This is a genomic window from Candidatus Acetothermia bacterium (assembly GCA_024653305.1).
Lineage (GTDB): Bacteria > Bipolaricaulota > Bipolaricaulia > Bipolaricaulales > Bipolaricaulaceae > JACIWI01.
In genome coordinates this window covers 21915-45289 of the sequence record JANLFW010000011.1, presented here as the reverse complement: position 1 = coordinate 45289, position 23375 = coordinate 21915, and the positions used below count along the sequence as shown (strand labels likewise).

At 67.8% G+C, this 23375-nt stretch carries 24 protein-coding genes and 1 pseudogene; 6 read left to right on the top strand and 19 right to left on the bottom strand.

The window, feature by feature from the left end:
* Positions 1–278, bottom strand: a 278-nt coding sequence (locus NUV94_05510; protein ID MCR4392228.1) for a hypothetical protein, incomplete at its 3' end; no start/stop codon positions are given.
* A 353-nt stretch (positions 279–631) separates the two neighbouring features.
* On the opposite strand from NUV94_05510, the gene NUV94_05505 reads away from it, so the two are divergent.
* Positions 632–961: an AAA family ATPase gene (locus NUV94_05505; GenBank protein ID MCR4392227.1), complete on the top strand. Its 330-nt coding sequence runs from the start codon at positions 632–634 to the stop codon at positions 959–961.
* 174 nt (positions 962–1135) lie between these two features.
* Here NUV94_05505 and NUV94_05500 read toward each other — a convergent pair whose 3' ends face one another.
* From NUV94_05500 to NUV94_05420, 17 genes and pseudogenes are all read right to left on the bottom strand, one after another.
* Positions 1136–2494 (bottom strand): NADP-dependent malic enzyme, encoded by a 1359-nt coding sequence (locus NUV94_05500; protein ID MCR4392226.1) that lies wholly within the window; start codon positions 2492–2494, stop codon positions 1136–1138.
* 27 nt (positions 2495–2521) lie between these two features.
* Complete coding sequence (locus NUV94_05495) at positions 2522–3100, bottom strand: FumA C-terminus/TtdB family hydratase beta subunit (GenBank protein MCR4392225.1); 579 nt, start codon at positions 3098–3100, stop codon at positions 2522–2524.
* 106 nt (positions 3101–3206) lie between these two features.
* Positions 3207–3569: pseudogene (locus NUV94_05490) on the bottom strand (GxxExxY protein).
* A 284-nt stretch (positions 3570–3853) separates the two neighbouring features.
* A complete protein-coding gene (locus NUV94_05485; protein MCR4392224.1) occupies positions 3854–4705 on the bottom strand; it encodes a fumarate hydratase in 852 nt (283 codons plus the stop codon).
* On the bottom strand, positions 4702–5565 hold the full coding sequence (locus tag NUV94_05480; protein ID MCR4392223.1) for a 2-oxoacid:ferredoxin oxidoreductase subunit beta: 864 nt from the start codon (positions 5563–5565) through the stop codon (positions 4702–4704). Before NUV94_05480 ends, NUV94_05485 begins: the two co-directional genes overlap by 4 nt.
* On the bottom strand, positions 5556–6671 hold the full coding sequence (locus tag NUV94_05475; GenBank protein MCR4392222.1) for a 2-oxoacid:acceptor oxidoreductase subunit alpha: 1116 nt from the start codon (positions 6669–6671) through the stop codon (positions 5556–5558). Before NUV94_05475 ends, NUV94_05480 begins: the two co-directional genes overlap by 10 nt.
* A gap of 25 nt (positions 6672–6696) precedes the next feature.
* Positions 6697–7023, bottom strand: coding sequence for a 4Fe-4S binding protein (locus NUV94_05470; GenBank protein ID MCR4392221.1), 327 nt, complete (start codon positions 7021–7023; stop codon positions 6697–6699).
* A complete protein-coding gene (locus NUV94_05465; GenBank protein ID MCR4392220.1) occupies positions 7020–8654 on the bottom strand; it encodes an FAD-binding protein in 1635 nt (544 codons plus the stop codon). Before NUV94_05465 ends, NUV94_05470 begins: the two co-directional genes overlap by 4 nt.
* 32 nt (positions 8655–8686) lie before the next feature.
* Complete coding sequence (locus NUV94_05460; protein ID MCR4392219.1) at positions 8687–9370, bottom strand: 4Fe-4S dicluster domain-containing protein; 684 nt, start codon at positions 9368–9370, stop codon at positions 8687–8689.
* Between the two features lie 4 nt (positions 9371–9374).
* Positions 9375–10319 carry a CoB--CoM heterodisulfide reductase iron-sulfur subunit B family protein gene (locus NUV94_05455; protein MCR4392218.1) on the bottom strand — a complete coding sequence of 315 codons (945 nt, stop codon included), beginning with the start codon at positions 10317–10319 and terminating at the stop codon, positions 9375–9377.
* A 25-nt stretch (positions 10320–10344) separates the two neighbouring features.
* Complete coding sequence (locus NUV94_05450; GenBank protein MCR4392217.1) at positions 10345–10740, bottom strand: 4Fe-4S dicluster domain-containing protein; 396 nt, start codon at positions 10738–10740, stop codon at positions 10345–10347.
* On the bottom strand, positions 10725–11243 hold the full coding sequence (locus NUV94_05445) for a hydrogenase maturation protease (GenBank protein ID MCR4392216.1): 519 nt from the start codon (positions 11241–11243) through the stop codon (positions 10725–10727). Before NUV94_05445 ends, NUV94_05450 begins: the two co-directional genes overlap by 16 nt.
* On the bottom strand, positions 11206–12657 hold the full coding sequence (locus tag NUV94_05440; protein MCR4392215.1) for a Ni/Fe hydrogenase subunit alpha: 1452 nt from the start codon (positions 12655–12657) through the stop codon (positions 11206–11208). The genes NUV94_05445 and NUV94_05440 overlap by 38 nt, the downstream gene beginning before the upstream one ends.
* A complete protein-coding gene (locus tag NUV94_05435) occupies positions 12654–13604 on the bottom strand; it encodes an oxidoreductase (GenBank protein MCR4392214.1) in 951 nt (316 codons plus the stop codon). Before NUV94_05435 ends, NUV94_05440 begins: the two co-directional genes overlap by 4 nt.
* Positions 13605–13712: 108 nt before the next feature.
* Positions 13713–14108 (bottom strand): hydrogenase iron-sulfur subunit, encoded by a 396-nt coding sequence (locus NUV94_05430; protein ID MCR4392213.1) that lies wholly within the window; start codon positions 14106–14108, stop codon positions 13713–13715.
* 19 nt (positions 14109–14127) lie between these two features.
* A complete protein-coding gene (locus NUV94_05425; protein MCR4392212.1) occupies positions 14128–16116 on the bottom strand; it encodes a CoB--CoM heterodisulfide reductase iron-sulfur subunit A family protein in 1989 nt (662 codons plus the stop codon).
* Between the two features lie 91 nt (positions 16117–16207).
* Positions 16208–16753 carry a 2-oxoacid:acceptor oxidoreductase family protein gene (locus NUV94_05420; GenBank protein ID MCR4392211.1) on the bottom strand — a complete coding sequence of 182 codons (546 nt, stop codon included), beginning with the start codon at positions 16751–16753 and terminating at the stop codon, positions 16208–16210.
* A 165-nt stretch (positions 16754–16918) separates the two neighbouring features.
* Here NUV94_05420 and NUV94_05415 point away from each other — a divergent pair, with 165 nt between their 5' ends.
* The 5 genes from NUV94_05415 (at position 16919) to NUV94_05395 (ending at position 22566) form a co-directional block, all read left to right on the top strand.
* Complete coding sequence (locus NUV94_05415) at positions 16919–17968, top strand: ROK family protein (GenBank protein MCR4392210.1); 1050 nt, start codon at positions 16919–16921, stop codon at positions 17966–17968.
* Between the two features lie 60 nt (positions 17969–18028).
* A complete protein-coding gene (locus NUV94_05410) occupies positions 18029–19279 on the top strand; it encodes an extracellular solute-binding protein (GenBank protein MCR4392209.1) in 1251 nt (416 codons plus the stop codon).
* Positions 19280–19353: 74 nt separating this feature from the next.
* Positions 19354–20220 carry a sugar ABC transporter permease gene (locus tag NUV94_05405; protein ID MCR4392208.1) on the top strand — a complete coding sequence of 289 codons (867 nt, stop codon included), beginning with the start codon at positions 19354–19356 and terminating at the stop codon, positions 20218–20220.
* A complete protein-coding gene (locus NUV94_05400) occupies positions 20217–21074 on the top strand; it encodes a carbohydrate ABC transporter permease (GenBank protein MCR4392207.1) in 858 nt (285 codons plus the stop codon). The genes NUV94_05405 and NUV94_05400 overlap by 4 nt, the downstream gene beginning before the upstream one ends.
* Before the next feature lie 283 nt (positions 21075–21357).
* On the top strand, positions 21358–22566 hold the full coding sequence (locus tag NUV94_05395) for a glycosyltransferase (protein MCR4392206.1): 1209 nt from the start codon (positions 21358–21360) through the stop codon (positions 22564–22566).
* Positions 22567–22614: 48 nt separating this feature from the next.
* Here the strand turns inward: NUV94_05395 and tpiA are convergent, their stop codons facing one another.
* Complete coding sequence (gene tpiA, locus NUV94_05390; protein ID MCR4392205.1) at positions 22615–23364, bottom strand: triose-phosphate isomerase; 750 nt, start codon at positions 23362–23364, stop codon at positions 22615–22617.
* Between the last annotated feature and the right edge of the window lie 11 nt (positions 23365–23375).

The window sequence follows — 23375 nt, the reverse complement described above, 5'->3', positions numbered from 1 at the left end:
ACGGCGACATCGCCCAAGCAAAGTTCGAGGTTCTGGAAGGCCCGCTCCCGAGCTTCGCCCTCGACCTCACCAAGCCCCCTTATGCTGCGGCGGTGCGGGGCAAGACCGAAGGATCGTTCGACTTCGCCCTCAGGGTGCAGCCCGGACGCCACCGGATCCGGGTGACCCTGGTGGACGACGCCGGCCTGGCAAGCTGCCTCCAAGGCGTCGCGGTACCGCCCTTCCTCGTAGAACCGGAACATCGCCCGCCTGAGGTCGCGGAACCCTGCTCCGCCCATGACGCACCTCCCCAGTCCCTTGTCGCTTATCGTCCGCGCTCTAACCCTTTGTCCCCAGCGCGTCTTTCGAAATATTACGCAACAACAACATCGGTGATAAACCCCGACGCTACAGGCCTGGGGTGTAGCGTCGGCCTCCATGGCCGACGTTGTTGTCGCCCTTTATGGGCGACGCCGCATTGGGCGCCGGGGATAAACCCCGACGCTACGACCTTGGGCAACCCCGAAAGTGGTGAGGCGAAGGCGGCGGTCATTCGAGATGCTATCCGAACCCATCTGGCTCATCCTGCTTTACGGGTTTGTCCCAACTGCACAAGTCCTAGATAGTTCAAGGCATGAACGATAATCGTTCATTGCATGAACTGTTGTACAGACGGCGGTGGGTGGAACCGCGGCTGGCGGAGGCGGTGGCCGCCCATCCGGTGGTGGTACTCACCGGAGCCCGCCAGACCGGGAAGACCACGCTCCTCCGCCACTCCGACCCGGTGAGGAACTGGCGCTACCGCTCCCTGGACGATCTCGATGTGTTGGCCCAGGCCGAGCGCGAGCCCGAGGCCCTGTGGGCCGGGGCCCAGGAGGTGGTGATCGACGAGGCCCAGCGGGTACCGGAGCTGTTCTTGGCGGTGAAGCGTGGAGGCCAAGTTGGGGCCCCGGGCGCACTATTCCGATGTCAAGGGGCTTGAAGTCTTCGCAAAGGAGTATCCGGAGGCCCGGGCTGGAGTGCTTCTCTACTGTGGGGAGGAGGTCATCCGCCTCGGGGAGAGGATCGTGGCCCTGCCGTGGTCCCTTCTTGCCCGGGCCTAAAAAACGGGGCCAGCTCCTGCTGGCCCCGCTCCATTTGCCGGCTCAGGGGTGGCTCAGACTGCCGGAGGAGGGGCGATGTGGCCGGCCTTCATCAGGATCTCCGTCTCCTCGCGGGCGTAGCGGATCATCCGCGTAGCTTCTCGCTCGAGCTCCGATTCGCTGAGGATCCGCCGGGCTACTCCCTGCTCGATCGCCTTCTTGCCCACGGCCACTGCTTCGTTGATAAAAACCTCCCACTCCATCATCGTGGGGACGATGTAGTCCTCGGAGAGGCCCTTCTCCTCCGCCGTGGCCGCGATGGCCTCCGCCGCGGCGATGGCCATCTCGTCGGTGATCGTGCGCGCGAACACGTCCAGGGTCCCGCGGAAGATCCCGGGGAACCCGAGGGAATTGTTGATCTGGTTCGGGAAGTCCGACCGGCCGGTGCCAATGATCCCCGCCCCCGCCTCCTTCGCCTCCCACGGCCAGATCTCGGGGATCGGGTTGGCGCAGGCGAACACGATGGCATCCTTGGCCATGCCGGCTACCCACTCGGGCTTGATGGTCCCCGGGCCGGGCTTGGAGGCGGCCACGCACACGTCCACCCCTTCCAGGGCCTCCTTGATCCCGCCGGTCCTCCGCTCGGCGTTGGTCCTGTTCGCGTAGTCCCACTTGTACGGGTTCTCGTCCTTTTTCGCTTCCAGGTCCTCGCGGCCGGGGTGGAGGATGCCTTTTGAGTCCACCATGATCACGTTGCCCGGCGGGACCCCGTAGGTGAGGAGCACCCGCACGAAGGCGATGTTCGCCGCCCCGGACCCGATCACGGCGTAGGTCACCTTCTTCGGGTCGTTGCCCACCACCTTGAGGGCGTTGAGGGCTCCGGCGAGGGTGATCGCCGCCGTGCCCTGCTGGTCGTCGTGCCACACCGGGATCTCAAGCTCCTTGCGAAGCCTATCTAGCACATAGAAGCACTTGGGGGAGGAGATATCCTCCAGGTTGATCCCCCCGAACGCGGGGGCGATCCACTTCACGGCCTGGATGAGCTCGTCGGGGTCTTTCGTGTCGATGGTCACCGGGAATGCGTCCACCCCGCCCAGGTACTTGAAGAGCAAGGCCTTGCCCTCCATTACCGGGAGCGCCGCCTCCGGGCCGATATCCCCGAGGCCCAGGACGCGCGTGCCGTCGGACACCACGGCCACGAAGTTCCCCTTGTTCGTGTACGTGAACACCTTGTCCGGGTCGGCGGCGATCTCCTTGCACGGTTGGGCCACGCCGGGGGTGTACCAGATCCCGAAGTCGTCGTACCCGGTGATCGCGCACTTCAGGGTCACCCCGACCTTGCCCCGGTAGAACGCGTGCCACGGGGGGGCCTTCCTCCCCGGCTCCCCGGCTTTGGCCAGGAGCTCCTCCACGTTGGGCTTTTGCTCTTTCATCTCCACCTCCCTTTGTATGACCCCCACCTAACCCCGAATGCGGGCGCGGATCCCCTTCATGTTCTCCTCAACCTTGGCCGCGAGGTCCTTGTAGAGGGACCGGCCGTGGGCGTCCATCGCCACCACCAGGGGCCCGAACCGGTCTACCTCTAGAATCCAGACGGCCTCAGGGATCCCGAGCTCCTCGAGCCAGTGGACCTCCCGGACCCGGCGGACGGCTTGGGCAGCAAGCGCCCCGGCCCCGCCGGTGAAATGGGTGTAGACCGCCCCCACCTCGCCGAGGGCGGCCAGGGTCTTCTCGCCCATGCCGCCCTTGCCCACGATGACTCGGGTCCGGAACTTGCGCAGAAAATCGGCCTCAAAGAGCTCCATCCGCGCCGACGTGGTCGGCCCGGCCGCGACCACTTCCCAGCCGCCGTCCGTTTCTCGCACCACCGGGCCGCAGTGGAACAGGGCCAACCCCTCTACCGGCAGCGGCGCCCCCCGCTCAAGCATCAGACGATGGGCCTCGTCCCGGGCGGTGAACATCGTCCCGGAAACGTAGATCACGTCCCCAGCCTTGAGCGCCCGGGCGTCCTTCTCAGCGATCGGTGTCGTCAGCACCATCTTCTCCCCCCGGATCTTGAACAGCCCGCGGACTTCGCACGCGGACTGTCGTCCGCGGATCGCCGCGGCGTGCCTCCTCTCCAGATGCCTTCTTCTCCGCCGTCTCGAAGACCTTGCGCTTGACTTCAGGTTTGGGTCCGAAGTTGAGGAGCAGGCCGACCTCGATCCCGGTGGCCTTGAGGCAGTTGATGAGTTGGGCGAAGTGTTCGTCTGTCAGCGCCTGAGCAGCCTTGATCTCGGCGATCACGCCTCCTTCCACGAGCAGGTCGGCGAAGTACTCTCCCACCGGGTGCCCATTGTAGAGGACACGGATCGGAGCCTGCTGCTGGACGGCGAGGCCTCGTTCGCGGAGCTCAACCGCCAGGCTGTTCTCGTAGACCTTCTCCAGGAAGCCATGGCCCAAGACGTGGTACACCTTGTAGAAGGCCTGGAGGATCTGCTCGGTGATCTCTCGGTGCTTCAGTGCCATGGTTGGGCACCCGGGAGCCTTCCTGACGGTTTTTGAGTCCGCGGACCTGCGGCACGCGGATTTCCACTGCTTCGGCAAGTCGGTTTCATGATACCCAGAAACGGTTGACCTCAGCAATGCCTGGGTTCTCCTGTTGGAGACGTCCATCTCTGAGCCGGGACGTCGTCGAGCCGTGGGGATCGGAAGTTCTCCGCGTAACCGGAGGCTCCGGGGCCCATTCCTATGTGGATTTCTAGCCGCGGCGTTCCGAAGTTGTCCGCGTGGCCGAAGGACCAGCGGGGCATTCATAGCACCTCTACCGTCCCATCGGGACGCACCCGAACCGTGGCGCGGCGGTCGGCCCAGCACTGGACCACGATCCCCACCGGGAGCGACGCCGGGTGGCGATGGGCGTACTCCACATGCACGGCGAGCACGGTGGTGTTGCCCCCAAGCCCCATCGGACCCACCCCAGAGCCGTTGATCAGCTCCTCAAGCTCCGCCTCCAGGGCAGCAACTTGGGGCTCGGGATGGCGCTCCCCCACCGGGCGGAGGAGGGCCACCTTCCCGAGCTTGAGGGCGAGGTCGGCTCCACCGCCGATCCCGACCCCGACCACCGTGGGTGGACAGGGGAGGCCCCCGCATCCCACCACGTGCTCCACCACCGCTTCCTTCACCCCCTTGAGGCCCACCCCGGGAGGAAGCATCCGGAGGGCGCAGCAGTTCTCCGATCCCCCGCCCTTGGGGAGGACGTAGATCTCCACTTCGTTCCCATCCACCGGCTCCCAGGTGATGGCCGGTATGAGCCGGCCGGTGTTGTCCCCGGGGTTCCCCCCGGTGAGCGGGTGGACCGTGTTCGGCCGCAGGGGCACCACCTTCGTGGCCGCCCGCGCCGCCCCGGGAAGCGCCGCCCGCAGCTCCGCAAGATGAGGGAACCCCACGCCGAACCGGACGAAAAACGAGAGCGTGCCCGTGTCCTGGCAGATCGGAACCCGGCCCTCGCGGGCGATCTCGACGTTCCGGAGGATCGCCTCGAGCTGCACTCGGGCAGGGCCTTCCTCCCGATCCCGGGCCCGCTCAAGCGCCCGTACCACGTCCGCCGGTAGATCCACGGCCGCCTTGGCCACCGCCGCGACCAGCGCCTCCACAAGCTTCATCGCTTCCCTCCCAGTTCCCTGACCTTGGCCTCGTACATCTCGAGGTAGGTCGGCTTCTCCACGTCCACGAACTTCCCCACGAGGAAGTCGTTCCCCGGGACGATCTCCGCCTCCTTGGGATCGGCGCCGTGGCGGATCAGGGCGTGCTGGGCGTAGTAGCGGAGCTCATCGAGGCCCTCCCCCAGCTTGTTGCGCCGGCCGTAGTTGGTGGGGCAAGGCGACAGGATCTCCACAAACGTGAGCCCCTTCTTGGACATCGCCTCCACCATCGCCCGCTGAAGTCGCCGGCCGTCGAGGGCCGTCCACCGGGCCACGTAGCTCGCCCCGGCCGAGGCGGCCAGGTGCACGAGGTTGAACGGGTGCTCGAAGTTCCCGTACGGGGTGGTGGTGGTCAAGCCCTCGAGCGGGGTCGTCGGCCCCACCTGGCCCCCGGTCATCCCGTAGTTGAAGTTGTTCACGCACAGGATGGTGAGGTCCACGTTGCGCCGGGCGGCGTGGATGAAGTGATTGCCGCCAATGGCGAACAGGTCCCCATCCCCGGAGAACACGACCACGTGAAGATCGGGCTTGGCGAGTTTAAGCCCGGTGGCGAACGGGATCGCCCGGCCGTGGGTGGTGTGGTAGGAGTCCAGGCGCACGTAGCCGGCGATGCGCCCGGTGCAGCCGATCCCGGACACCACCGCCACCGAGTTCGGATCCCACCCCAGCTCATCGAGCGCGTACAGGAAGCAGGACAGGGCCGAGCCCAGCCCGCAGCCGGCGCACCAGATGTGGGGGAGGCGGTCGGTGCGCAGGTACTTCTCCATCGGGTGTCGCACCCCGGGCACCGCCTCGGGGATCGGCTTCGTCTTCACCGGCATCGCACCACCTCCTCGATCCCGGAGAGCACCTCCTCCGGGGTGTGGATCCGCCCCCCGGCGTGGTAGACCCCGATCACCGGGACCTTCCCCCGCACGGCCCGCTCCACCTCCCGCGACATCTGCCCCAAGTTCAGCTCCACCACCACGATCCCCCGGACCCGATCGGCCAGGGACCGCACCACAGGATCGGGGAACGGCCACGCCGTGATCAGGCGGAGCATGCCGGCCTTGATCCCCTGCTCGCGGGCCAGGGCCAGCGCCCCATGGGCGACCCGGGCCGAGATCCCGTAGGAGACCACGGCGATCTCGGCGTCATCTAGGTCGACCGCTTCGTAGAACGTGAACTCGTCCCGAAAGCGCAGGATCTTGTCGCACAGGCGACGCACCAGTCGGTCGTGGGCCTCGGCGGACATGTCCGGGTAGCCGCGCTCGTCGTGGGTGAGGCCGGTGACGTGGATGCGGTACCCTTCCCCGGCACAGGCCATGGGGGGCACGAGATCGGGATCGGGCTGGTAGGGGATGAACCGGTCCGGGGGCACCTGGGGCCGGCGGCGGGGGGCGATCGGCACCTCTTCCGGGATCTCCACCCGCTCGTACATGTGGCCAACGACCTCGTCGGTGAGGAGGAGCACCGGCACCCGGAACCGCTCCGAGAGCGCAAACGCGCGCACGGCGAGGTCGAACGACTCCTGGGGGGAGGAAGGAGCGAGGGCGATGATCTCGTAGTGGCCGTGGGATCCCCAGCGGGCCTGCATCATGTCCCCTTGGCCCACCGCGGTGGGGAGGCCGGTCGAGGGCGCGCCCCGCTGCACGTCCACCACCACGCACGGGGTCTCGGTCATGATCGCCAGGCCTAGGTTTTCCATCATCAGGGAGAACCCGGGACCGGAGGTGGCCGTCATCGCCTTGGCCCCGCCCCACGCCGCCCCGACCACCGCCGCCATCGCCCCTAGCTCGTCCTCCATCTGGATGAACATCCCCCCCACCCGGGGCAGCCGCCACGCCAGCCGCTCCGCGATCTCCGACTGGGGGGTGATCGGGTAGGCCGCGAAGAACCGGCACCCGGCGGCGATCGCCCCCTCGGCGATGGCCTCGTCGCCGTTCATGAAGTGCACGCCGGAGAGGATCGCCTTACCTGGCACCGTTACCGCCTTCCCCGGTTGGGCGTCCGTCGTCGGGGTTCATCCCCGACGCCAACTTGCCTGTCTCGCCTTTCTCCGTCCAGATGGCGAAATCCGGGCAGATGAGCTCGCAGAACCCGCACATCACGCACGCCTCGGCGTCGACCACCTCGGGGGGGTGGTACCCTTTCGCGTTGTAGTGATCAGCCCGGACGAGCACCTTCCGGGGGCAGAACTCGATGCAGAACCCGCACCCTTTGCACACGTCCTCCAGGACGTACACGTGGCCCTTGGGCACCCGCCACCGCTTCGCCACCGCCTTCTCATCCACGATCATAGGAGGTCCACCATCCGTGCCAGGACCCGCTCGCCGCGGTAGTCGGGCAGGAGCAGCGGCGCCCGCCGCTCTTTGGGGACCGCCGCCGCCTTGAGTTGTTCCACGTACCGCTTGACGTGGGCCAGGGTCAGGCGGCCCACGCGGGCCTCCTTGGCCCAAGCTGCGGCAGCGAGCCCAGCCCGGCGACCGAACACGTTGTAGTCAAGAAGCGAGTTCCCCATCAGCCGATTCTTGCCGTGAACGCCGCCCTCCACCTCCCCCCCGGCGAACAGGCCCGGGATCCCTGTCCACCCGTTCTCGTCGATCGCCACCCCCCCGTTCTGGTAGTGGAGGCTGGGGTAGACGAGGATCGGCTCGCGGGTGGGGTCGATGTCGAACCGCACGTACATCCGCCAGATGCTGGAAAGGGCCCGCTGGAACGTGCCCTTGCCGTGGATCATATCCACCATCGGCGTGTCCAGCCACACCCCGACCATCCCGGTGGGGGTCACCACCCCGAGGCCCCGCCCACCTTGCTCCAGGGGCATGCACTCCCGGATGAACGCGGCCGACTCCACGTCCCGCGGCTCAAGCGGGTGCACGAAGAGCTCCCCATCCCTGTTCACCGGCTGGGCGTCCAAACCCCGCACCTTCTCGGTGATGAGCAGGCCCACGAGCTGCTCCGGATACGCTGCCCCGGTCGGGTGGTACTGTACGGAATCCAGGTCGCGTAGCCTGGCTCCCACCCGGTACGCGAGCACCAGGCCATCGGCGGTCGCCCCGTAGTGGTTGGTAGTGGGGAAGCCCTGGATGTGCAAGCGCCCCCAACCGCCGGTGGCGAGCACGGTGGCCTTGGCCCGCACGATCAGGTACTCCTCCGTCTCCAGGTTCCACAGCACCGCTCCGGCCACCTGGCCGTGGACATCGGTGAGGAGCTCCACCGCCGGGGAGAACTCGAGCACGGGAATCCCCCGGCTCCTCGCCTCGTCCCGCAGCACCCGCATGATCTCCATCCCCGTGTAGTCCTTGGCCGAGTGCATGCGCCTTCTCGACGTGCCCCCGCCGTGGATGGTGATCATCGTCCCATCGGGACCTTTGTCGTACATCACCCCGAGCGCCTCGTGCCAGCGGATGATCATCGGGCCGTCCTGGACCAGGGCCCGTACCAGTTTGGGATCGCCCGCGAAGTGCCCCCCGCCGATCACGTCCAGGTAGTGGATGGCCGGGAAGTCGTGGGGCTTGTCCGCGGCCTGGATGCCCCCTTGGGCCATCATCGAGTTGGAGTCCCCATGGCGGAGCTTGGTGGCGATGAGGATGCGGTTGGCGGGGATGCCAGCTTCGCACGCCCACAGCGCGGCCACCGTTCCCGCCCCGCCGCCCCCGATCACGAGCACGTCCACGTCGTAGTCCACCTCGCTTAGGTCCACCTCCCGTGGGTCGAGGAGGGGGTAGGCCTCGAGGAGGTCGGCCACCTCATGGGGCACGAACTCCCCCTGCGACGGCCCCACTCGGAGTGGGCGCTTGCCACCTTCCTTGTAGTCGGGGTGAAACCCCCTGAGGAGCGCCTCCTGCTCGGCCAGGGAAAGGCGGGGAAACCCCGCTTTCATGCGCTGGGGGCGCGTTGCTTCCACCCGCGCGATCGATTCCTGCATCTCCTTCGGATACGTGGCCACCCGCTCCCTCCTCAGGGCTCGATGTCCCGGGCCTGGTATGCCTTGGCCAACTCGTCCTTGCCCATGCCCATCAGCCGGTCCAGCTCAGCGTCGAAAGCCCCGGACTCCACCTCGGCCACCCGCCGGGCCAGGTGCTGGGCGCGGGGGGTGAGGTAGGCCCCGCAGAGGCGCCGGGCGAGCTGCCACACGTGGTAGTGGGCGATCTCCGCCGGACAGCGCATGGCACACAGGCCGCACTGGACGCAGTCGAAGGTGAGCTCGGCCACCTGCCGGATATCCCCACGCAGGGCGGCCTGGACGGCGTCCATCACCTCCAGCTTCTGGGGGCAGGCCCTGGTGCACGTGTTGCAGGCCACGCACCGCGCCAGCTCCGGGTACAGGGCGAGGAGCGTTTCCCCCCGGGGGGCCAGCTGGGACAGCTGGTAGTCGGCCCGCTCGGCCGGTGTGAACGGCAGTTGAGCGATGTACATGCCGTCCTGAACCGTGGTCTGGCAAGCGAGATCGGCGTAGAGGCGGTAATCCCCGGGCAGACGGTACACGGTGGCGCAGGCCCCGCAGTAGCCGCCGCGGCACCCACAGCCCCGCACCAGGCGGTACCCCGCGTACTCCATGGCCTTCATGATCGTGAGGCCTGCGGGCACGCGGTACCCCTTGCCCATGATGTACACGGTGAGCATCCCTTGATCTCTGGTCATCCCCTCACCTCTGTTGCGCACCGGCGGCCGCCGGGGTGGTCCCCTGGATCAGGGCCTCCGCCTCGGGCGGGAGGCAGGCGTCCGCCCCTAGGGCCCAGGCCAGGAGCTGGCCCAGGTACACGACGGGCAGCCGCGGCCCGGTCCCCGGCCGGCGCGCCTCCAGGTTGAACTGACAGAGTGGACAACTGGTGACGATCAGGTCCGCCCCATTGGCCGCGGCCGAAGCGACGATGTCCCTCACCCGCCCCGCCACGATCGCCGGCGCCCCCACCGTCAGGTACGCCCCGCAGCACTCCACCTTGTACGGGAACTCGGCGACCTCCGCCCCCAGGGCCGAGAGCACCCGCTCGAGGACCTCCGACCGGTCGGGGTCGTCCACCCCTACCTCCCGCGGCCGCACCAGGGTACACCCGTAGTACGGCGCGGCCCGCACCCCCGTGAGGGGGCGGACAACCTTGGATGCCAGGTTTTCGTATCCCACCACGTCCCGCAGGAACCCGAGGAGGTGGAGCACCTCCACCCCGCCGCGGTAGTCGTGCTCGTCGCTCATGAACGCGTTGATCCGCGAGAGCCGCTCCGGGTCGGCGGCCACGAACCGGGCCGACCGCCTGAGGGTCCCGTAGCACATCGCGCACAGGGTGAGGACCCGGGACTCGCCCATGTCCTGGACGCGGATCAGGTTCCGCACCGGGCCCACGTGGCGCATCAGGTCATCGTTGGCCAGGGAGTACACGGTGCCGCAGCAGTTCCAACGGGGGAGCTCGACGAGCTCGCAGCCGAGGGCGGCGAGCGCGGCCTGGGCGGCCCGCTCGTAGTCCCGGGCCTGATCCTTCATCGCGCAGCCGGGGAAGTACGGGATCCGTGATCGGAAGTTCCGTTCCTGAGGGCCGCGAGCCACCGCCGCCTCCTCGCTTTTCCGTTCCTGTCGCCGGTTTTCAACTCCGCTCATTCTTCCTTCCCCCACTGATCACGGTTCACGGGGTCAATTTGCGAAACGCCCCCACCAGGGCGATCTGGGGGACCCCTGCCGTCGCCCTCGGGTCGAGGTGCGGCAGGCCGCGGCGCAGGGAGAGGAGCCGCAGCGCCTCCATGACCCGGGCCACGTCCACCCCCTTCGGGCAACGCACCGCGCACGCCAGGCAGGAGGCGCACGCCCACGGGGCAGAGGCGGCGAGCACCGATTCGTCCCCAAGCTGGACCCGGCGCAGCACCTGGTTGGGGAGGGCGTCCATGGCCTCGGTGAACAGGCACCCTGCGGCGCACTTGCCGCACTGGTAGCAAGCGTACAGGTTCTGGCCGGACAGTTCCTCCACCTTGCGCACGAACGGGGCGGCGAGCGCCTCCCGGGAAAGCCTCAGCTCATCAGCCATCGTCTCACCTCTGCCACCGCCCGGGGCACCGCCCGGCGGACCTCCGGAGACAAGCCGCGCCGGAACGGGGGATCCGGGGGTATCCCGATCCCCAGCGCCCAGGCCTCGGGGATGTCCAGGCCCGCGGCGCGCAAGGCGGCCAGGGCCCGGGCGAGGCCCAGGCCGTGCGGCCAGCCGGCCCCTGGTCCTCCCCTACTGCGGGGAAGGGTTTCCCCCCTCCCCCTCTCCCCTCCGTGAGAGAGGGTCGGGATGAGGGGGAACAGGGCCACCTCCCCCACCGGCAGGAACGGGGCCGCGTCCACGATCAGCGCCCGCGGGAACCCCACCAGGGCGTGGGCCAGGGGGAGGCCCCCCTTGATCGCCTCCCACACCTCCACATTCGGGCGCGGCTCAAGGGCCCGAATCACCGCCGGGCCAACGCCGTCATCGCTCCGGTCGGGGTTCCCCAGGGCCACCACCACGACCCTATCGGCCAATACGGCGGGCGAGGTTCCCGTAAGCATCGTACACCTCCAGGACAAGCGGGGTCTCCCCGGGAAGGAAGTGGGTGGCGCAGGCCAGGCACGGGTCGTAGGCCCGGAACGCCATTTCCACCCGGTTGAGGAGCTCCTCGTCCAAGTTGCCTTGCCGGACCACCGCCTCCGCCATCTGCTTCACCGAGAGCCCGATCCCCGCAGCGTTGTGGGTGGTGGCCACGATCAGGTTCACCCACTCCACCAACCCTTCCCCGTTCAGACGGTAATGATGGAACAGGGTCCCTCGGGCCGCCTCCACGGCGCCGATCCCCTCCCCGGGCTGACCGAGTCTGCCCCGCACGTCCGCCCCGGTGAGCCCCTCGTCCTGGGCCAGGGCGGCGGCGGCCTCCGCCGCCTGGACCATCTCCGCGAGGCGCGCCCAGTGGTAGGCGAACGTGGCGTGCACCGGCCGCTCCCCGAAGAAATCGAGGAACCGCTCGAACTCCTCCTGGGCGAGCGGGGTGGCCATCCGCTCGGCGACGTTCAGCCGGGCCAGTGGTCCCACCCGGTAGATCCCCGATCGGGAGCCGCCTTCAAACCCAGACCAGCCGATGTCCTTGAGGTACGGGAACTTCACGTACGTCCAGGGCTCGGCGCGCTCGGCGATCCGGGCCATGGCGCCCGCGGGGTCGAGCTGGAACAGCTCGTCCCCGTCTGCAGAAACAGCGCGGACCTTTCCGTGGTAGAAGTTCGGGGCCCCGTTCTCGTCCACCGTCCCCAGGTAGTGGGTGGGAAGGCGGGCCTCTTCCGCCAGGAGCAGGCTTTGGAGCTCCGGATCCGGCAGCACCTCCTCGTGGAAGAACGCCACCATCCGCTGGCTCAGTTCCACCATCACCTGTGCATGGCCCTGGATCTCCTCCTGGTCCTTCTTCGCAAGCGGCTTGGCTACCCCCCCGGGCAGGGCGAACACGGGGTGGATGGCCTTCCCCCCGATCAGCTCGAGGACCCGCTGGGCGCGGGCCCGTACCGTGACCACCTCTTTTCCCAGCTCGGGCAACGCCTTGAGCACCCCGAGCACGTTGTGTTCGGACTTCGGGGTGTCCTTGGGGAGGAGCAAATCGGGCCCGCCGAGGAACACGAGGTGGAGGAGGTGATCGGAGAAGATGTAGGTGTTGTAGAAGAGCTCCCGTTGGAGGCGGGCCGCCCGCGGGACCTCCGCTCCGTACGCGACGTCCAGGGCCTTGGCGGACGCGAGATGATGGGCCTCTGGGCACACCCCGCAGATGCGCTCGGTGGTCTGGGGCATCTCCTCGGCCCGACGGCCGCGGCAGAACCGCTCGAACCCCCGCAGCTCCGGCACCTGGAGCACCGCCCCCTTGAGGCCTCCCTCCTCGTCCAGGTAGAGGAGGATCTTCCCATGCCCCTCCAGGCGCGTGATGGGGTCGATGGCGATCTTCTTCACGGGCGCCCCCCTCTCCCTGACCCTCCCCCACGAAGGGGGGAGGGGACCCTCCACGTCGCGGGGAGGGCGTACTTGTGGAACGTCCCCACCGGGTCGACGATCGCGTCGAGGACCTTGTCCTCGGAAGCGAACGCGGCCTCACCCTCCTCCCCGGCCCGTACCAGGGAGGCCAGAGCCGAGAGCATCGCCAGCCCCTGGTCGCCGGCATTGGGGGTGGGGCCGAGGCAGCCGGTGCAGGGCATCCCGGCCTTGGGACAGGCGGCGTCGCACCCGCCCCGCGTCACCGGCCCGAGGCAGATCATCCCCTGATCGAGGAGGCACTTCTCCGGGTCCGGAAGCACCTCGTGGGGGCGCACCACTTGGGTCAGCCTCCGCTCCTCCTTGGTCCGGGGGCATTCCTCGCACAGGGCCTTCTCGGGGGCGAACACGTGCCCGGTTGGTGGCAGCTCCCCGAGGAGGGCGTCGAAGGCCCGGGAGATCAACCCCGGCGGGGGAGGACAGCCGGGGACGACGTAGTCCACCCGAACCGCCGCCGACAGGGGCAGCGCCTCGGCGAGGAGCTCCGGGGGGGCATCCTCCGGCGATCCTCCCGGGGGTGGCGTCGGCCGGAACCCATCCCCGAACACGGCAGCCAGGATCTCCTCACGCTGGGACAGGTTGGCCAGCCCCGGGATCCCCCCGAGGTGGGCGCACGCCCCATAAGCCACGATGAGCTTGGATTTCTCCCGCAGGAGCTCGGCCATCTCCCGGTTCTCCTCGGTGCGTAGGGTCCCGTTGATGAGGGCGACGTCGATCGCCCCCGCCGGGAGGGCCTCGACGTCGGCGCGCTTCGCGTCCACCAGCGCCGGCCAGAACACGATCTCCACCTTGGAAAGGACGTCGAGGAGCGCCGCCCCCAGCTCGAGGAACGAGACGTCGCACCCCCCACAGCTTCCGGTCCAATACACGGCGAGCTTCAGCGATGGGTGATGGGTGACGGGTGACAAATCGGAAGTGCGCGGCGAGTTTTCTTGACCTCTAGGGCTCATACGTTCGAGTTTTTCAGTCATCGCCCATCACCCTTGTCCATTTCCCTGCAGTGGGCCGAGCCTCCGCAACTCTTTCACGAACTCGGTCATCACCCGGGCGAACCGGGCCCCCTCGGTGGCCGACACCCATTCCAGGCGCACCCGCTCCGGCTCCACCCCGAGCTCCTCGAGCACCTTGCGGAGGAGGTACACGCGACGGCGGGCCTTGTAGTTCCCCACCACGTAGTGGCAGTCCCCGGGGTGGCAGCCGCCGATCAGCACGCCGTCCGCTCCGGATCGCAGGGCGTCCACGACCCAGCTCGGCTCGACCCGGCCCGAGCAGTTGACCCGGATCGGGATCGCGTTGGGTGGGTACTGGAGGCGGCTGGTGCCGGCGAGATCGGCCCCGGCCCCGGCGCACCACCGACAGAGAAACGCCACGATCCGCGGCTCGAACCCGGCCTCAGCCACCCTTCACCTCCGCGGGCTCGGGGACCTCGCTCAAGGCGGCGCGGATCATGCTCTGGACCTGGACGTCGGAGAGGTTGCGCATCGTCATCGCCCCGCTCGGGCAGGCCGCGACGCACGTGCCGCACCCTTCGCACAGCATCTCGTTCACGTGGGCCACCTCGTCCACGGTGATCGCCGTGTACGGACACTGTGGGGCGCAGATGCGGCAACCGGAGCACAGGGCCTCGTCCACCTCCGCCACCTCCGGGGAATGGGTGAGCACCGGGGCCGCAAGGATCGCCACCGCCTTCGCCGCTGCCCCTGATCCTTGGGCCACCGCCTCCGGGATGTCCTTAGGGGCGTGGGCCGCCCCGGCGAGGAAGATCCCACCGGTGAGCGCCTCCAGCGGCCGCAGCTTGGGGTGGGCTTCTTGAAGGAACCCATGGGCATCCACCGCGGCCCGCAGCTTGCGGGGGAGCTCCGGCGCCCCGGTCGTCGGCACCACCGCCTGGGCGAGCACCACCAGGTCCGCCGCCACCTCGACCCGCTTTCCGGTCAGGGTATCCACCCCCCACACCATGACCTTGTCCCCCTCGCGGAACACCTTGGCCACCTTGCCGCGAAGGTAGAGGATCCCTTCTTCCTCCATCGCCCGGTTCACGAACTCCTCGTACCCCTTCCCCCCGGCGCGGATGTCGATGTAGAACACGTAGGCCTTTCCGTCGTGGACCGCGTGGCGGTAAAGAAGGGCGTGTTTGGCGGTGTACATGCAGCAGATCTTCGAGCAGTACGGTTTGTGGAGCTCGGGGTCGCGGGACCCGGAGCACTGGATGAACACGACCTCCTTGGGCACCCGGCCGTCGGACGGCCGCCGCACCTCGCCCCGGGTGGGTCCGGACGCCGAGAGGATCCGCTCGAACTGGAGGCCGTCGATCACGTCGGGAATCGTCCCGTGGCCGTACTCGGCCATCGCCTCCTTGGGGTAGAGCTCGTACCCGGTGGCGAGGATGATTGCCCCCACGTCCTCCTCCAGGAGCTCCTCGTGCATGTCGAAGTCGATGGCCCTGGGCTCGCAGACCTTGGCGCACTCCCCGCACCGGAGCGGCACGAGTCCCAAGCAGCTTCCCTCGTCCAGGGTGTACGAGGAGGGCACGGCCTGGGGGAACGGGATGTAGATCGCCGCCCGCTCGGAGAGCCCGCAGTCGAACCCGCTCGGAACGCGGATCGGGCAGACCTTGGCGCACTCCCCGCACAGGTTGCACTTGTCCGGGTCCACATAGGTCGGCTTCTTGCGGATGCGGACGTGGTAGTTCCCGATGAACCCGGACACCTCCTCCACCTCGGAATAGGTGAGGAGCCGGATCCGCGGGTGATGGGCGACCTCCACCATCTTCGGGGTAAGGATGCATTGGGAGCAGTCGAGGGTGGGGAACGTCTCCGAGAGCTGGGCCATGCGCCCCCCGATCGTGGGGCTCTTCTCCACGAGCAGGACCTCGAACCCGGCGTCGGCCACGTCCAGGGCGGCCTGGATCCCGGCGATCCCCCCACCGACCACCAGGCACTTCGTGGCGTGCCCCACCTCCATCGGGGTCAGGGGGTGGTTGCCCTTGGCCTTCTCCACCATCGCCCGGGTCACCCGGATCGCCTTGTCCGTGGCCGCTGGGCCCTCGTGCACCCACGAGCACTGCTCGCGGATGTTGGCGATCTCCACAAGGTACGGGTTCAACCCAGCACCGGCTGCCGCCCGGCGGAACGTGGTCTCGTGCATGGACGGCGAGCACGCAGCCACCACCGCTCCGGTGAGGCGGTGTTCACGAATCGCCCGCCGGAGGAGCTCCTGGCCGGGGTCGGAGCACATGTACTCGTGGTGGGTGGCGTAGACCACCCCCGGATGGCGCGCCAGGACCTCGCTTGCCCGGGCCACGTCCACCGTGCCGGCGATGTTCTTGCCGCAGTGGCAGACGAACACTCCAATCCTGGGGCGTGATCCGTGATCCGTGATCCGTGACCGGTGATCCGCAATCCGTGATCCATAAGGTGCTGACTGGGGGCCGCGATCAGTGTTTGAAGAATGGCGACCCACGGGTAACGGATTACGGTTCATGGAAGTTCTCCTTCACGTAGTTGTAGCCCTCCTCGAACGCCCGCTGGTTGAGGTCGCGGGTGTGGGGGGGGACAGCGGCGAGGACCGCCTTGAGCAGGGCATCCCGGGACACGGTGGGCCATGCCGCCCCGAGCGCCCCGAGCATCACCACGTTGGCCACGATCCTGCGGCCCAAGGATTCGGCGAGGCGGGTCGCCGGGACCTCCACCACCTGCACATCGGAGCGGGGCTCGTGCTGGACCAGGTCTTGGTCTACGAGGAGGAGGCCCCCGGGACGCAGGTCATGGCCGTATTTCTCATAGCCTTCTTGGGACATGATGACCCCGACATCCGGCTGGACCACCATCGGGTAGTCCACCTGTCGGTCGGACACGATGACCTCGGCCGCGCATGCCCCGCCGCGGGCCTCCGGGCCGTAGGACTGGATGAGGACGGAGTGCTTGCCGTCGTAGATGACCGCGGCCTGCCCGGTGATGCGGCCGGCGGAGATGATCCCCTGGCCGCCAAAGCCGGCGAACCGTATCTCCTGGCGCACGCTATAACGATAGGGAACGGAAGTCCGCCCTTCCATGACCAAGATCATCCCTCGGGCTGATCCCGCTCAACCGCCCCGGCCCGAACCAGGAGAACCTGCCCCCCTCTGTCCACTTGACGGGGCTCCGTGGCTCTCTTACAATGGTTTTGCAAAAATCTTGTCCAAATGGCGGTGAAGTCGTTGGCCGACGTGCTGCGCGCGGCGTGGACTCCGGCTGGGGTCACCCGCCGGGAACTGGAGGTCAACCTCAGCCTGTCCCGCCCCACGGTGGACAAGGCGCTGGGCGAGCTGCGGCGTCTGGACCTGGTGCATCCGTGTGGGACGCGGGCCCCGTGGGGCGGCCGCCCGGCCGTGGTGTTCCGCGTCCACGGGGAGGCCCGACTGGCGTTGGGGGTGGACGTGGAACTTCCCCGCCTGAAGTTCGTCCTCACCGACCTGTGGGGCACTGCGCTCCACGCCAAAAGCCTCACCGTCGAGGGCCTCGCCGGCCCAGCCACGGTGCTGCGCCATGTGGCGGAGGAGCTCCGCCGATGGGCCAACGAGGTCGGCCTTCGTTGGCCCAAGGTGGCCGGGATCGGGTTGGGCCTGCCCGCGTTCCTCACCGACGGAACGGCGAACTTCGTGGGCCAGACCTTGCCCGCCTGGCACCGGGTCCCGGCCCGGCAGATCCTGGAACGGGAGTTTCCCATCCCGGTGCGCATCCACCACGACATGCACCTCATGGCCTTGGCCGAGGCCCATCAGGGGGGTTGGGACGACGACGTCCTCCTCTACTTCGCCCTCCGGCCCGGACTGCACGGGGACATCCGAGTTGGGGCGAGCGTACTGGTGGACGGAGACGTGTACCTTGGCGCTCATGGCCACGGTGGAGCCTTGTACCGGGCGTTCGTGGAGCCGGGAGGGTTGGCCGGCCTTTCCCCCCGTAAACAGATCGACCTCTTGGTGGATCGGGTCACCGACCCCTTGGTGCACGCGGTGACCCTGTTCGACCCGGGACGGGTGGTGATCCACGCCGAGATGCTGGGCGAGCAGGAGCCATTGTTCATCGAGGGCTGTCGCCGCCGGGTTCAGAAGGCCCTGGAGGGGGAGTTCCCGGACGTGGTGGAGGTGGCCCCGGCCCGGGCGCGGGGGCCGACCGCCGCTCTCGGGGCGGCCATCGCCGTGGTACGAGACCTGTACGCTAACCCAGCGCCACTTCTGGCCCAAAGGGGGTGAGACCAGGAGAACACGCCAACGAGCAATGCGGTGACAACTCACGAACTAGGGAGGTGTCCGATGGTTAAGCGATTGGCGGTTGGACTTCTGCTGGTCGGATTGGTGGCCGGCCTCGCCCAGGGCGCGGTGACGATCATGGTCCTGTGGAGCGGGGCCGAGCTCGAGGCATTCCAGAAGGTGACGGCTGCATTCCAGGCCAAGACCGGGATCGCGGTGCGGGTGGAGAGCGTGGGCCGTGAGCTCCCGGGGATCCTGGCCACCCGAGTGGCGGCCGGGAACCCGCCGGACCTGGCGGCGATGCCCAACCCCGGGCAGATGGCGGAGTTCGTGGCCCGGGGCGCCCTGATCCCCGTGGGCGGGATCGTGGACTTGACCCAGTTCCCCAAGGCGTTCGTTGACCTCGCCACCGTGGACGGGAAAGTATACGGGATCTTCATCTCCGCTGATCTCAAGAGCCTCGTGTGGTACAACCCGGATGCCCTGTACGCGGAGGGGCTCGCCCCGGCCCATACCTGGAACGAGCTCATATACATCACCCAGAAGTTGGCCGCCCGGGGCAAGACCCCATGGGCGGTGGGCCTGGAGAGCGGAGCCGCGTCCGGCTGGCCGGGAACGGACTGGATCGAGGACATCATGCTCCGCACCGCCGGGCCCGAGCTCTACGACCAGTGGGTCAACCACGAGATCCCGTGGACGCATCCTGCGGTGAAACGGGCATTTGAGCTGTTCGGGGCCATCGTGCGCAACGAGGCCTACGTGTACGGCGGCACCACCGGGGCCCTGTCCATCAACTTCGGCGACTCTCCGGCGGTCCTGTGGGACAAGCCCCCGGGCGCGTACCTGCACCGCCAGGCCACGTTCATCAAGAGCTTCATCGCGGGCGCCCACCCCGAGCTCGACCTGGACCGGGATGTGGCGTTCTTCGTGTTCCCACCCATCGACCCGAAGTGGGGGACGCCGCTCCTCGGGGCCGGGGACCTCATCTCCGCGTTCCGGGATACCGCGGAGGTGCGGTCGTTCCTCCAGTACCTGGCCTCGCCTGAGGCCCAGGGCATCTGGTGCGGGGCGCTGGGGAAGCTTGCCACCAACGTCAACGTCGACCCTGGGATCTACCCGGACAAGCTCACCGCCGAAGCCGCCGAGATCCTGAAGGGCGCCGAGATCTTCCGGTTTGACGCCTCGGACCTCATGCCGGCGGCGGTGGGGGCGGGGGCGTTCTGGAAGGGCGTCCTCGATTACGTATCGGGAGTGCCGTTGGACCGGGTGCTTGCGGACATCGAGGCTGCCGCTCGCGCTGCCTACGGTCCATAGTCCATCGCCTTTTTCCCCTGGACCGGGGCGGGGGACACCCCGCCCCGGTATCCTTAGATTAGGGAGGGACCGGTATGAACATGGGACGGGTCCACTGGCTGTACTTGGCCCCTGCCCTCCTCATGCTGGGCCTGTTCCTCATCTACCCCACTGCGGAGACGGTCCGCCTTAGCTTCTACGGCCCCAGGTCCGACGTGTTCGTGGGCTTCCAGAACTACGTGCAGGCATTCACCTCTCAGCCCATGCTCATCGCGTTCCGCAACAATCTCTTGTGGTTGGTCGTGTTCACCCTGTTCACCGTGGGGATGGGCCTCCTCCTCGCGGTGCTGCTCGACCGCGTTCGTTACGAGACGGTGATCAAGTCGGTGATCTTCCTCCCGATGGCCATCTCCTATGTGGCGGCCGGGGTGATCTGGAGGTTCATGTACACGTTCCGGCCGGCGGTCGCCCCTCAAATCGGCCTCCTCAACGCGATCGTGGTGGCCGTGGGTGGGAACCCCATTGGATGGCTCATCGAGCGGCCGTGGGTCAACAACCTGGCCCTGATCGCGGTCGGGGTGTGGGTGTGGACTGGGTTCTGCATGGTGATCCTCTCCGCGGCGTACAAGGGGATCCCCAGGGAGATGCTGGAGGCGGCGCGGATCGACGGGGCCAACGAGTGGCAGTTGTTCCTCCACGTGACCATTCCGTTCCTCAAGTCCACGCTCGCTGTGGTCACCACGACGATGATCGTGTTCGTGCTCAAGGTGTTCGACATCGTGTACGTGATGACGAACGGCGCCTACGACACCGACGTGATCGCCAACCGCATGTACAACGAGATGTTCTACTTTCACAACTATGGTTTGGCCAGTGCGATCGCCGTGATCCTGTTCTTGGCGATCATCCCATTCCTCGTCATCAACGTCCGTCGGTTCCGGGCCCAGGAGGCGGTGCGATGAGGCGATGGCGCCAGTTGCTCAAGCTGCTTCCCGTGCATCTTGTCGTGATCGCCCTGGCCGCGATCTGGCTCACCCCGTCCCTCGGGCTCCTCGTGAGCTCGTTCCGCCCCCGGCAGGACCTCCTCGCCTCGGGGTGGTGGACCACGCTCGTCAACCCGAGCTACTGGCCCCGCTTCACGCTCGACAATTATCGGGATGTCCTGTTCCGGCAGGGGATGGGACGGGCGTTCCTCAACAGCTTCATCATCACCGTGCCCACCACCTTGATCACCCTCTCCATCGCCGCGTTGGCCGCGTACGCCCTGGCATGGATGAACTTCCGCGGGCGCCAGCTCCTCCTGATGACGGTGATCGGCCTCATCGTGATCCCCCTTCAAATGACGCTGATCCCTGTGCTCCGGATGTTCAACGCCCTCAAGATCTCCGGCACGTTCCCCGGGGTGTGGCTGGCCCATACCGGCTATGGGCTCCCCCTGATGATCTACCTCCTGCGCAACTTCTTCGGGGCGTTGCCTCGGGAGCTCTTCGAGTCCGCGTTCATCGATGGGGCCAGCCCGTTCACCGCATTCCTGCGCTTGACGCTCCCGTTGTCGGTGCCGGTCTTGGCCTCGGCGGCGATCTTTCAGTTCCTGTGGGTGTGGAACGACCTTCTGGTGAGCCTGGTGTACCTCGGAGGGTTCGCCCGGGTCGCCCCGCTCACAGTCCAGCTGTCGAACCTGGTGGGGTCCCGCGGCCAGGATTGGCACCTCCTCACCGCCGCGGCGTTCGTGTCCATGATCGTCCCGATGATCGTGTTCTTCTCGCTGCAGCGGTACTTCGTGCGGGGGATCCTCGCCGGAGCCCTCAAGGGATGACGATGTCCAAGGTGCCCCTTCCCCAGGACGCCGGAAAGACCCGTTCCTCGCTGGGCGGAACGACGAGTTCCACCCCCACGGGTTCCGTACCCATGCCTGGGGAGACCGCCTCCTTGAACTTCCCGCGGTTGTCCACCGCTGGCCAGGTGCTCCAGGCGCTTGCGCAGCTTGACTTCGTGGAGCTATTCTATTGGGACCAAGACGAAGGGCTTCGCGGTCCCGGACGGGTTTCATCAGCTTGCCATCGGAGGTGAACAACGGGGCTCTGCCCTAGCCCCAACACATGGAATTGCTGGGCATCGAGCGGTACACGAAGCACGTGGGTGAAGGGATGGTAGCGGCCGTGTTCAAGGCGGCCCGGCCCCTGTACGGGCTACGGGTGCTCGAGGTGAACGCCACCTTCCACGGCGGCGGGGTGGCGGGGATGCTCCATTCCCTGGTCCCGTTGATGAACGACGTGGGCATCAACGCCGACTGGAGCCTTCTCTACGGCGACCCCTCCCTGTTTCAGGTCACGAAGAAGCTCCACAACGCCCTCCAGGGGGAGCCCGTCTCCCTGAACGAGCAGGACATAGCGAACTACCTGCGCGTGAACGAGGCGTTCGCCCGGTACAGTCCAGTCGCCGCTGGCTACGACGTGATCATCGTCCACGATCCTCAACCCCTCCCAATGATCCGTTATCTGCAGAAGGGGAACCCGTGGGTGTGGCGGTGCCACATCGACCTCTCCACCCCTCATGAGCCGGTGTGGGAGACGCTCAAGCCGTTCATCCTCCGCTACGATGCGGTGGTGGCCTCGTCGGAGGCGTTCCGCAAGCTGGACCTCCCGGTGGAGACCCACGTCATTCCCCCGGCCATCGACCCCTTATCCGAGATCAACCGGGAACTCTCCGCGGCCGAGGTGGGGCGGAAGCTCGACCAATACGAGATCCCCCGCGACAAGCCCATCCTCCTCCAGGTGTCGCGGTTCGACAAGTGGAAGGACCCGCTCGGGGTGCTCCAGGTGTTCCAGCGGGTGAAGGAGGCAGTGGATTGCCGGCTGGTGATGGTGGGGAACATGGCCACCGATGACCCCGAGGGACCCCGCATCTTTGCTCAGGTCCAGGAGCAGGTCGGGGGAATGGAGGACGTGCACCTCATCACCGAGACCGACCCCCTCCTCGTGAACGCCCTCCAGGAAGAAGCGGCGGTGGCGCTCCAGCTTTCCCTGCGCGAGGGGTTCGGCCTCACCGTGTCCGAGGCCCTGTGGAAGAGGACGCCGGTGGTGGCGACCAACGTGGGTGGGATCCCGCTCCAGGTGATCCATGGCCAGACCGGGTATCTCGTGGAGCCGGGGGACTACGACGGGGCGGCGGCGCAGGTGGTGAAGCTCCTTCAAGACCCGGAGCTTCGGCACAAGCTTGGCAGCCAGGGTCAGGCCCACGTGCGTGAGCACTTCCTGATGCCCCGCTTGCTTTTGGACTGGCTGCGGCTGCTCGCGGAACTCGTGTAACGGACGGAGGGGGACCCGCGGCCCTCTTCGAGGGCTTCCGGACTGGGGCTAGGCGGCCCGGGCGATGGCCCAAAATTCGTCCGGATCCAGGGACGCCCCGCCCACCAGGGCCCCGTCGATGTCGGGGAGCACCAGGAACTCCCGGGCGTTGCCCGGCTTCACCGACCCCCCGTACTGGATGCGAATCCCTTCGGCGACCTTCCCGAACGCCTGCCGCAGCCAGGCCCGGATGCGGCCCGCCATCGCCTGGGCGTCCTCCGGTCGGGCGGGGACCCCGGTGCCGATCGCCCACACCGGCTCGTAGGCGATCACCAGGTTCCGCCCGTCCGCGAGGGCAACCCCAGCCAAGGCCGCGGCGAGCTGACGCTCCACCACCGCCCACGCCCGGCCGGCCCGCCGCTCGTCCAGGGTCTCCCCCACGCACAGGATGGGCACCAACCCATGACCCAAGGCCGCCTGGACCTTGGCCCCCACGAACGCGTCGCTTTCGCCAAACAGGTGTCGACGCTCGGAATGGCCGCAGATGAGAAAGCGCGCCCCGAGGTCGGCCACCTGGGCCACGGACACCTCGCCGGTAAACGCGCCCTGGCGCTCCGGGTGGGCGTTCTGTGCGCCCCAGGCGATGGGCGTGCCGGAAAGGAGCCTCCCCGCCATGGGAAGGGCAGTGAACGAGGGGAACACCACCAGTTCCACCGGAGGCTTCTCCCCAACCAGTTCCACCAGGCGTTCGAGGTACGCTTCGGCCTCGCTTGCCGTCTTGTGCATCTTCCAGTTGGCGGCGACGATGGGCACCCGCATCCGTCCCCCTT

What these genes read in the sequence shown, in the direction of transcription:
- NUV94_05500 (MCR4392226.1), bottom strand. Translation starts at nt 2,494, where the DNA reads ATGAAAGAGCAAAAGCCCAACGTGGAGGAGCTCCTGGCCAAAGCCGGG.
- NUV94_05495 (MCR4392225.1), bottom strand. Translation starts at nt 3,100, where the DNA reads ATGGTGCTGACGACACCGATCGCTGAGAAGGACGCCCGGGCGCTCAAG.
- NUV94_05485 (MCR4392224.1), bottom strand. Translation starts at nt 4,705, where the DNA reads ATGAAGCTTGTGGAGGCGCTGGTCGCGGCGGTGGCCAAGGCGGCCGTG.
- NUV94_05480 (MCR4392223.1), bottom strand. Translation starts at nt 5,565, where the DNA reads ATGCCGGTGAAGACGAAGCCGATCCCCGAGGCGGTGCCCGGGGTGCGA.
- NUV94_05475 (MCR4392222.1), bottom strand. Translation starts at nt 6,671, where the DNA reads ATGAACGGCGACGAGGCCATCGCCGAGGGGGCGATCGCCGCCGGGTGC.
- NUV94_05470 (MCR4392221.1), bottom strand. Translation starts at nt 7,023, where the DNA reads ATGATCGTGGATGAGAAGGCGGTGGCGAAGCGGTGGCGGGTGCCCAAG.
- NUV94_05465 (MCR4392220.1), bottom strand. Translation starts at nt 8,654, where the DNA reads ATGCAGGAATCGATCGCGCGGGTGGAAGCAACGCGCCCCCAGCGCATG.
- NUV94_05460 (MCR4392219.1), bottom strand. Translation starts at nt 9,370, where the DNA reads ATGACCAGAGATCAAGGGATGCTCACCGTGTACATCATGGGCAAGGGG.
- NUV94_05455 (MCR4392218.1), bottom strand. Translation starts at nt 10,319, where the DNA reads ATGAGCGGAGTTGAAAACCGGCGACAGGAACGGAAAAGCGAGGAGGCG.
- NUV94_05450 (MCR4392217.1), bottom strand. Translation starts at nt 10,740, where the DNA reads ATGGCTGATGAGCTGAGGCTTTCCCGGGAGGCGCTCGCCGCCCCGTTC.
- NUV94_05445 (MCR4392216.1), bottom strand. Translation starts at nt 11,243, where the DNA reads ATGCTTACGGGAACCTCGCCCGCCGTATTGGCCGATAGGGTCGTGGTG.
- NUV94_05415 (MCR4392210.1), top strand. Translation starts at nt 16,919, where the DNA reads ATGGCGGTGAAGTCGTTGGCCGACGTGCTGCGCGCGGCGTGGACTCCG.
- NUV94_05410 (MCR4392209.1), top strand. Translation starts at nt 18,029, where the DNA reads ATGGTTAAGCGATTGGCGGTTGGACTTCTGCTGGTCGGATTGGTGGCC.
- NUV94_05405 (MCR4392208.1), top strand. Translation starts at nt 19,354, where the DNA reads ATGAACATGGGACGGGTCCACTGGCTGTACTTGGCCCCTGCCCTCCTC.
- NUV94_05400 (MCR4392207.1), top strand. Translation starts at nt 20,217, where the DNA reads ATGAGGCGATGGCGCCAGTTGCTCAAGCTGCTTCCCGTGCATCTTGTC.
- NUV94_05395 (MCR4392206.1), top strand. Translation starts at nt 21,358, where the DNA reads ATGGAATTGCTGGGCATCGAGCGGTACACGAAGCACGTGGGTGAAGGG.
- tpiA (MCR4392205.1), bottom strand. Translation starts at nt 23,364, where the DNA reads ATGCGGGTGCCCATCGTCGCCGCCAACTGGAAGATGCACAAGACGGCA.